The organism is bacterium (assembly GCA_030247525.1).
In the GTDB taxonomy this organism is placed as follows: Bacteria; Electryoneota; JAOADG01; order JAOADG01; family JAOADG01; genus JAOTSC01.
Genome location: JAOTSC010000264.1, coordinates 1 through 2,775 on the forward strand (window position 1 = coordinate 1; position 2,775 = coordinate 2,775).

Sequence of the window (2,775 nt, forward strand, 5' to 3'; positions counted from 1 at the left end):
ATCCGCATGAGTGGAGACCCCTCGAACGATGACAAAGGTAAGATGGGGTGGATAGAGGTAATTGTCAATGAAAAACGTTGGTTGAAACTGGATTCCCGGTGAGCGATATTTTCTTTAACTTTTATGGTGGTTACGGGTTTCCAAGCCCGTTCTGTTTGTAGCGCAGACAATCTTGTCTGCGAATGGGTGGTTACGGGTTTCCAAGCCCGTTCTGTTTGTAGCGCAGACAATCTTGTCTGCGATTGTCTATGCGAGGAATCCGCCGAACGGCGGATAACGAAGCAACCCCGCAGGGCTCACCGCAGGTAATCTCCTTTAGTATCGAAGAGGCGGCTGGCAGCCGACCTTTGGGCTTGCACAACAAAAAGCGCGGTTGACAACCGCGCCGACCTTTCACCCTTCACCCTACACCCTACACCTTTCACCTTAAGAGCACCATCTTCTGCGTCTTGACAAATTCCCCTGCTTGCATTTGCACGAAATAGGTTCCCGACGAAAGTTTCTGTCCATCGATGGTCACTTGATAACTTCCGGTTTGCTGTTTTTGGTTCACAAGAGTAGCCACTTCACGACCGGTGATATCGAATAACCTCAGGTCGACATGCCCCGGTTTCGGAAGCGAGTAGGAAATTGTGGTCGAAGAGTTGAAGGGGTTAGGGTAGTTTTGTGAAAGCGAGAAGGAATGAGGCAACATCTCATGTTCTGTTGCCAAGTTACTGGTATCGGCAACTAAATTTAGTTTAGTGACAAAGCCATCGTAAACCGCGCCATTGTAAGTGGGATCGAACGAAGTAGTTGTAGTAGGAAAATCGGCACTCGATGTGTAGCCAGCGACAATAACATCATCGTTATTGTCGGCGGCGATGAAATATCCTCGGTCAAAGCCACTTCCACCCAAAAAAGTACTGTAAAGCAAATGTGAGCAAGTACTATCGAACATCGAAACAAAACAGTCGCCGTTAGCTCCGCCATTATAAGATGTATCGAAGGCACCAATGGTCGTGGGAAAGTTTGAGCTCGAGGTTTGACCTGTGATGACGATATCGTTTGAACTATTACGTTCAATGTCCATCGCAAATTCACTGCCTTGTGTGCCTAGGAAAGTACTATAAACGATATTAGAAAAACTATTGTCGACAAGCGATACAAATATGTCACGATCACCATTGAATGTTTGGTCGTATGCTCCAATCGTTGTTGGATAATTCTGACTTGAAGTTGAACCTGTTATCGATACTCCAATTCCATTTTCGTATCGAGCATTTCCAACCCCATCAACACCTAAACCACCAACAAATGTACTCGCAATTAGTGAAGTTAATCCCCAATCTAATCTCGTAAGAAAACAATCATAGTTACCACCGTTAAAAATTGGGCAATAAGATGATTGCGTAGTAGGAAAATTCTGACTTGAAGTCGAGCCAACAACAATAATATCTCCTGTTTGATCATCTCGAAATAGCATTCCGCCATCATCGCCTGACCCACCTAAAAATGTACTTTGTATAATGGATGTACCAAGACTACTCATGTGCAGAATAAAACAATCATTTCCTCCATTGAATGTGCGGTCGAATACACCATTAGTGGTCGGAAAAGAGTTTGATAAAGTTACTCCAAGAATATAAATATTCTGTTCATTGTCAAAAACAATACCAGTTCCACCATCAAAGCTACTTCCTCCTAAATACGAACTAAACATCAAAGCAGAACCTGTACTATTCAGACGTGTGACAAAACAATCGTAATAACCGCCAAACAGCCGTTGTACAGCTCCTGGTGTTGTCGGATAGTTAGAACTCATTGTCGAACCGGTCAATACAACTCCACCAATTTGATCGGAAACAATTGCAGACCCATCCTCATCATCGCTGCCACCGATATAAGTGCTATAAATCAGTTGAGTACCGGTACTATCGAGGTGGGTAACAAAGCAATCGGATCCGCCCCAGTTCGTGCGTTGACCAACGCCCGGTGTAGTCGGAAAATCAGTGCTCCTTGCCCAACCGGTGAGAAAAACTCCGCCACTTCCATCACCTACCATCGCTTGGATTGCATCATCGCCAGTACCCCCTAAAAACGTACTGTAGATGAGGGGATCGATACGTAAGGAATGGTCGGGGTTGTAACCGTTCGGGAGCGTAATCCCAAAGATGTTTTTGTCGGTGAGTTCAAATGCCGCTTCGATTTCATTGCGGGTACCATTCGCCGATACTTGATACACACTCGGCAGTGCTGTTCGCAATTCCCCCAACGATGTTTGTAACCGAAGTTCGGGAACAGGGGACAGGGAACAGGGGACAGTGGCTCGGGATTCGGGACTCGGGGTTCGAGAAGTAGTTCCTCCAGTAGTTCGTGAATCGCGTAGCAGGTCACGAACATTTTCACCGTTCCCTGTCTCCGGTTCCCTGTTCCCTTTATCCAAATGAGATTGCTTCGTCGCTGCGCTGCCTCGCAATGACAATCCAGTTTCTTGAGCCCCGAACCCCGAAATCCGATCCCCCTCTAACCCCTCCACGGACATCCGAATTTGACTGGGATCGAAACCGGGATGGACGATGAAATCGAATTCTAACTTGCCATCATTCTCATACCATTCGATATCGATGCCATCCCACACTTCCCGATAAATCACGGTAGAAAAGTTGCGGCAATTCGGTGCCCACTTTGTCGAATCATTCCCCAAGAAATAATTATTCTTCCAGGGGAGTTCACCCTGCGCTTCCACGCTTTGTGCTTCCGCACGGTGTAAGGTGGAAAAAGATTGGTGTAAGT

1 protein-coding gene is annotated in these 2,775 nt (G+C 46.3%); it reads right to left on the reverse strand.

The genetic code is table 11. From position 1 onward, the window contains the following. Positions 1–421: 421 nt before the first annotated feature. The coding region (locus OEM52_14755) for a T9SS type A sorting domain-containing protein (GenBank protein ID MDK9701393.1) at positions 422–2,775 on the reverse strand (2,354 nt) is incomplete at its 5' end.